The sequence below is a fragment of the Caballeronia sp. GACF4 genome (assembly GCF_023631025.1).
Taxonomy (GTDB): Bacteria; Pseudomonadota; Gammaproteobacteria; order Burkholderiales; family Burkholderiaceae; genus Caballeronia.
This window is the reverse complement of the sequence record NZ_JALQDW010000011.1, coordinates 44,884-51,100: the sequence shown is the minus strand read 5'-3', so window position 1 is coordinate 51,100 and position 6,217 is coordinate 44,884. Positions and strand designations below refer to the sequence as shown.

At 61.5% G+C, this 6,217-nt stretch carries 4 protein-coding genes; 1 reads left to right on the top strand and 3 read right to left on the bottom strand.

Annotated features, from left to right (window positions below; genetic code table 11):
- Window positions 1-222: 222 nt before the first annotated feature.
- Entirely contained in the window at window positions 223-1,863 is a 1,641-nt protein-coding gene (locus NCR40_RS11915; protein ID WP_250509547.1) for an NAD(P)/FAD-dependent oxidoreductase, read from the top strand.
- A gap of 120 nt (window positions 1,864-1,983) precedes the next feature.
- On the opposite strand, the gene NCR40_RS11910 is transcribed toward NCR40_RS11915, so the two are convergent.
- The 3 genes from NCR40_RS11910 to NCR40_RS11900 all read right to left on the bottom strand — a co-directional run bounded on the left by NCR40_RS11910 (window position 1,984) and on the right by NCR40_RS11900 (window position 6,055).
- Window positions 1,984-3,525, bottom strand: coding sequence for a UxaA family hydrolase (locus tag NCR40_RS11910; RefSeq protein WP_244826355.1), 1,542 nt, complete (start codon window positions 3,523-3,525; stop codon window positions 1,984-1,986).
- Between the two features lie 9 nt (window positions 3,526-3,534).
- Window positions 3,535-4,815 (bottom strand): MFS transporter, encoded by a 1,281-nt coding sequence (locus NCR40_RS11905; protein ID WP_244826354.1) that lies wholly within the window; start codon window positions 4,813-4,815, stop codon window positions 3,535-3,537.
- A gap of 115 nt (window positions 4,816-4,930) precedes the next feature.
- A complete protein-coding gene (locus NCR40_RS11900) occupies window positions 4,931-6,055 on the bottom strand; it encodes a mannitol dehydrogenase family protein (RefSeq protein WP_250509546.1) in 1,125 nt (374 codons plus the stop codon).
- Between the last annotated feature and the right edge of the window lie 162 nt (window positions 6,056-6,217).

Genomic DNA, 6,217 nt, shown 5'->3' with positions numbered 1-6,217 from the left:
ACCGTGAAACGACTCCACGCCGATGATAGTGCGGATCTCCCGTGTGAAAGTAGGTAATCGTCAGGCTCCTCATGCAGAAACAAAAACCCCACCCCCAAACAGGTGGGGTTTTTGCATTTCTGCGGCGTTTGGCTGATCCGCCAGATTCGATCAGCCGTGCATGCCTTGATCGCGCGATAAAATCAGCAAAACATTGCGCAGCCGATTGCCATTCGAGTTCCCATGCTACGTTTAAGCGAAATCAAGCTTCCGCTCGATCATCCCGATTCGGCCATCGAGCCTGCGGTCATCGCACGCCTTGGAGAAATCGGCGTGACGTCAAGCGAACTCGTGCGCTTCCATGTCTTTCGCCGCGCGCACGATGCACGCAAGCGCGCCGACATCAAGCTTACGTACATCATCGATGTGGAGTTGGCAGATGAAGCGTCGGTGCTCGCGCGACTAAAGGCTCGGCCGCATCCGCATGTCGGCATTACGCCGGATATGGCTTATCACTTCGTGGCCAAGGCGCCTGAAGCATCGAGCCAGCTTCGCCCCGTCGTCATCGGCATGGGGCCGTGTGGACTGTTTGCCGGGCTGATTCTCGCGCAAATGGGTTTTCGCCCAATCATCCTCGAGCGTGGAAAAGCCGTGCGCGAGCGGACGAAAGACACTTGGGGTCTGTGGCGCCGAAACGAGCTTAACCCGGAATCCAATGTGCAGTTTGGTGAAGGCGGCGCCGGCACCTTCTCCGATGGCAAGCTCTACAGTCAAATCAAGGATCCGAAGCACTACGGCCGCAAAGTCCTCGACGAGTTCGTCAAAGCGGGCGCGCCTGAAGACATCCTGTATTTGAGCCGGCCGCATATCGGCACGTTTCGACTGGTCAGCATGGTCGAAAAGATGCGCGCGAATATTCATCAACTCGGCGGCGAAGTACGATTCGAGCAGCGCGTCGAGGATATCGACATCGACGATGGCAAGGTGCGCGGTCTATGTCTGTCGAGCGGAGAAACGCTGCGCTGCGATCACGTTGTGCTGGCCGTCGGACATAGCGCGCGCGATACCTTCCAGATGTTGCACGATCGCGGCGTTTTCATGGAAGCGAAGCCGTTTTCGCTCGGGTTTCGTATCGAGCATCCGCAGGGCATTATCGATCGGAGCCGTTTCGGCAAATTCGCCGGTCACGAACGGCTTGGCGCCGCGGACTATAAAGTCGTCCACCATTGCAGCAACGGCCGCGCTGTCTACAGCTTTTGCATGTGTCCTGGCGGAACGGTTGTCGCGGCGACGTCGGAGCCCGGCCGAGTCGTGACCAATGGCATGAGCCAGTACTCGCGCGCGGAACGTAATGCGAACGCGGGCATCGTCGTCGGCATCACGCCGGAAGATTATCCGGGCGGTCCACTCGCGGGCATCGCCTTCCAGCGCATGTGGGAAGAGCGTGCGTTCGAACTGGGCGGCGGCGATTACAGCGCGCCTGCACAGCTTGTGGGCGACTTCATCGCGAGGCGCGCATCGACATCGCTTGGATCGGTCGTGCCTTCGTACAAGCCAGGCGTCAAGCCGACCGATCTCAGCACAGCGTTGCCCGATTATGTGATCGAAGCCATCCGAGAAGCACTGCCTGAGCTCGATAAGAAGATCCCCGGCTTCGCGATGCACGACGCCGTTCTCACTGGCGTCGAGACGCGCACGTCGTCGCCGCTGCGGGTGCGCCGAAATAATGACGATTACCAAAGCGTCAATGTCGAAGGTTTGTATCCGGCGGGCGAGGGCGCGGGTTATGCGGGCGGGATCTATTCAGCGGCGATCGACGGAATCGAAGTCGCGGAGGCCGTCGCGTTGAGGATGATGGCGGAACATGAGGCGGCCGTCCGGTAACGTCGCGACTCATTCGCTGTCCATGCAAACGTCGAAGAGACATAACCACCGCCCATTGCCTCTAAAACGAAAAAGGGCGCATCGTCACCGTTGCGCCCTTTCATCCGCATCCAAAGAACCTCAAGTAACCACGCCCACCTGCCAGGGCACGAACTCACTCTGCCCATACCCGTGCAGTTCGCTCTTCGATGCCACGCCCGACGCGCAGTCGAGCATCATCTGAAAAATCTGGTCGCCGAGTTGCCCGATGCTCGCCGTTCCATCGATCACGCCGCCGCAGTTGATATCCATATCCTCTTCCTGCCGCTCCCAGAGCGCGGTGTTCGTCGCGAGCTTGAGCGATGGCGAAGGCGCGCAGCCGTAAGCCGAACCACGTCCGGTCGTGAAGCAGATGAGATTAGCGCCCGAAGCAACCTGACCCGTTGCAGACATCGGATCGTAGCCGGGTGAATCCATGAACACGAAGCCCTTGGCGTCGACGCGCTGCGCGTACTCATAAACCTCGACGAGATTGGTCGTGCCGCCCTTGGCCACCGCGCCAAGCGACTTTTCGAGAATCGTGGTCAGCCCGCCGACCTTGTTGCCCGCCGATGGATTGTTGTCCATCGCCGCACCGTTGCGCGCGCAATAGTCCTCCCACCACTTGATACGCGTCAGCAGTTTCTCGCCGACTTCACGGCTGACCGCGCGCCGCGTCAGCAAATGTTCCGCGCCATACACTTCCGGCGTCTCGGAGAGAATCGCCGTGCCGCCATGCGCGACGAGTTTGTCGACGGCCGCGCCGAGCGCCGGATTCGCCGAAATGCCCGAGTAGCCATCCGACCCGCCGCATTGCAAACCGACGATCAGATGCGACGCCGGCACCGGCTCGCGCTTGACGCGATTTGCTTCCGTGAGCATCTCCTTGACCAATGCGATGCCGTGCTCGATCGTCTTTCTCGTCCCGCCGCTGTCCTGAATCGTAAAGCTGCGCAGACGCTCGCCGTCTTTCAGTCCGCTTGCTTCGAGCACGCCGGAAATCTGATTGGTCTCGCATCCCAGGCCGACGAAGAGCACCGAATAGAAATTCGGATGCACCGCGTATCCCGCCAGCGTGCGACGCAAGATGGCGAGGCCATCGCCCTGCATGTCGATGCCGCATCCCAAGCCATGTGTGAGCGCAATCACGCCGTCGACGTTCGGGTAGTCCGCCAGCGCTTCCGGATGAACGTCGCGCCGAAAGTGATCAGCAATCGCGCGCGCGACGGTCGCCGAGCAATTGACGCTCGTCAGCACGCCGACGAAATTGCGCGTCGCCACGCGGCCGTCGTCGCGGCGAATGCCCATGAACGTCGCGGGTTCATCGACGAAAGGCGTCGGATGCTTGTCGATGCCGAACTCGTGCTCGCGCGCGAACTCGGCCATCGACAGATTTTGCGTATGGACATGCTGGCCGCGCGCGATGGCGTCCTTCGCCACGCCGATGATCTGGTTGTAGCGCTTGACGGGCTCGCCCGCGGCGATGGCGCGCGTCGCGATCTTGTGGCCCGGCGGAATCAGGCCCATGACGACGAGATCCTCCGACGCGATGCGCGCGCCGGAGAGCAGCTGACGTGTCGCGATGACGACATCGTCTTTGGGATGCAGCCGGATGACCGCATGGTCGGTGGATGTGGTGGACATGATGTTTTCTTAGATCGTGGAGGGAGCGCGCTTGTCGGCGAGGGCTTCCGTTTCGGCGCGGTTGAGCGGCTCGATCTTGCCGACAATCACAAGATAGCTGAACGCGCCGAGAAAGCAGAAGCCGCCTGCAACACACAGCGGAATGGTGAACGAGCCTTTCGTCATTTCGACCATGACGCCCGTGAACGTCGTGATGACGATACCCGCCAGATTCGACGCGAAATTCTGAATGCCACCGATGGACGCGACGTGTCCCGGCGTCGGTGCAACATCGCCCGGCAGCGACCAGATGCTGGCCGCGGCGAACGCGAGGCTGCCGTACGCAACGCCGAAAAAGCCGAGCATCAGATAGATGTTCGTGGTGAACGCCGAGAGCGTGATGACCGACGACAGCAGCATGCCGCCGACCATGCAGGTCTTGCGCGCCGCCGTGAGGCTCCAGCCCCGCTTGAAGAGCGAGTCGGACACGACGCCGCCGAGCCAGCCGCCCGGAATCGACATCAGCGCCGGAATCATGCCGAGCGTGCCGAGCGACTTGAGCGAGAAGCCATGCGTCTGCACGAGATAGCTCGGAAACCAGGTGATGAAGAAATAGATCACGAAGTTCAGGCAGAAAAAGCCGAGCATCATGCCCCACAGCGTGCGGTACTTGAAGAGCGAGCCCCACGAGACCTTGTTCTTCGGCGCGACCGGTTGCGGCGGGACATCCACGGGACCGGTGAGGTCGCCGAGCGACTTATTACGGTAAATGAGGAACCAGCCCAAGATCCACACCGCGCCGAGTGCGCCAGTGATGACGAACGACGCTTCCCAGCCCACCGAGCTGATGATGAGCGCAACGACGGGAATCGACAGCGCGGAACCGACACGCGAGCCGCTATCGAAGATGCTGGTGGCAAACGCGCGCTGCTGCGGCTTGAACCACTGCGCGACGAGCTTCGCGCACGACGGATACGCGCCCGCTTCGCCGACGCCCAGCATCAGCCGGCAGCCGAACATGCCCGCGACGCTCGTCGCGGTGGCGGTGAGCGCCGTGAAAACCGACCACCAGCCCACGGCAAGCGGCAGTGCGATTCGTGCGCCCACGCGGTCAACGAACCAGCCGAAAGGCATCTGCATGAGCGCGTAGGTCCAGAAGAAGCCGCTCAGGATGAAGCCCATTTCCGCCGGCCCAATGCCGAGCGCCTTCTCAATCTGCGGTGCAGCCACGGCCAGATTCGCGCGATCGATGTAATTGATCGCGATGGCCAGAAAGGCCAGAAATATCACTACCCAACGCATTTTGCGCATCGTTTGTCTCCTCGGGATGATGGCATTTCATATCTGCCGGCCCGAACCGCCATGCCGACGCGGTGAGCCGTGATTCAAAAACGGTGTGACGGGAGTCCGCGTTCTTTGGCGGATCTCAATGCGCGTTCAATGCATCGCGCAGGCGCTTTTGTTCGATATCGAGTTCGAGTTCGGCGGCGAAATCGATCACAGGTTGAAAACGCCGCGCTTTCTTCTCGTCGTGATTGCGCGCGATATCCGCGAGCTTGTGCACGAGAAACGGGTTCTCGAAGCGGTCGCGCACGCTCGCGAGGTAGTCGCTTGCCACGTCGCCCTTGCCGAGTGCGACAAACACCGGCAGCACTTCGTCGCGCCAGGTGGCTTCGAGCGGCTCGCGGTACGCGGAATCGCGCATCGCGTCGAGCACGGTCATGTCGGGCGCGCCGCCGCGCGTGCGCCAGATTTCCGCGAGCATCGTGTGGCCGAGGTTGAGCAGCAGCAGTTTCAGGCGCTCGTAGTGCGCGAGGTCGTCGGTGACGACGATGTCTTCGTGTTCGCACGGCAAGGTCATGCCCGCTTGCCGCTCGATTGCCCACAACGCGTAAGGCTCGGCAATCGCGCCGACCGGCAGGATAGGCTCCGACACGATGCGGTCCACGAGCGAATTCACCCAGACGCAATCGTTCGACAAGTAAGCGATGAACGCGTCGTCCGCATTCCATTTGCGCGCCAAGTCGAGCACAAGGTCGCGCAAGGTGTCGCCGTTACGCGAGACGAGTTCGCACGGCAACAGCGTGATCGGCGCCGCGCTCGCCTTGAAGCGTGCGTGCAGCAGCACGGCGAGCTTGGCCGCGAATCCGCGCGGCGTACGCGCGCCATCGAGCAGGTCGGCCGTGTCTTCGTCGAAAAGGGCGTAACCCGTGTCGGCCGTGTTCGAGACGATCACCTTGACGTCGCGTTCCATGCGTTCTAGCAACAGCGGCCAGTCGTCGTTTGCGTGCAGCGCTTCGGTGATCGAATCGCATTCGATGGTGGTGTCGACGGTCGCGTCGCGCTCGCGTCCGCGAATGCGTACCGGATAGCGGCCCGTGGCGCGCAGCGCATCGACGCGCGCGCGGCTGTCAGGACTCGACGTGGTCTGCACGACGGTGATCTTGCCGAGCGCTTTCGCAGGATCGCGCCGCGCGGCGTCGGCCACGAAGAAGTCAACGTGCGCTTGCAGAAAACGGCTCGTGCCGAACTGGAGAATCGGATTGGTCATGTCGGGCGGCTATCGCGCCATCGCTCGATGCGACGGCGAAGTACATGGGGGTTTTGTCGTTGGGAACGGTTCCAGACAGCCGTAAAAAATATGGCCCATCTGGCCTTACCGAAATGCATACTAGTGGCTCGAATTGGAATTGGTCAAGCCACTTGTAAGCGT

Bases quoted from the DNA above. Each gene is read 5' to 3' on its own strand.
- NCR40_RS11915 (WP_250509547.1), top strand. From the start codon at position 223: ATGCTACGTTTAAGCGAAATCAAGCTTCCGCTCGATCATCCCGATTCG.
- NCR40_RS11910 (WP_244826355.1), bottom strand. From the start codon at position 3,525: ATGTCCACCACATCCACCGACCATGCGGTCATCCGGCTGCATCCCAAA.
- NCR40_RS11905 (WP_244826354.1), bottom strand. From the start codon at position 4,815: ATGCGCAAAATGCGTTGGGTAGTGATATTTCTGGCCTTTCTGGCCATC.
- NCR40_RS11900 (WP_250509546.1), bottom strand. From the start codon at position 6,055: ATGACCAATCCGATTCTCCAGTTCGGCACGAGCCGTTTTCTGCAAGCG.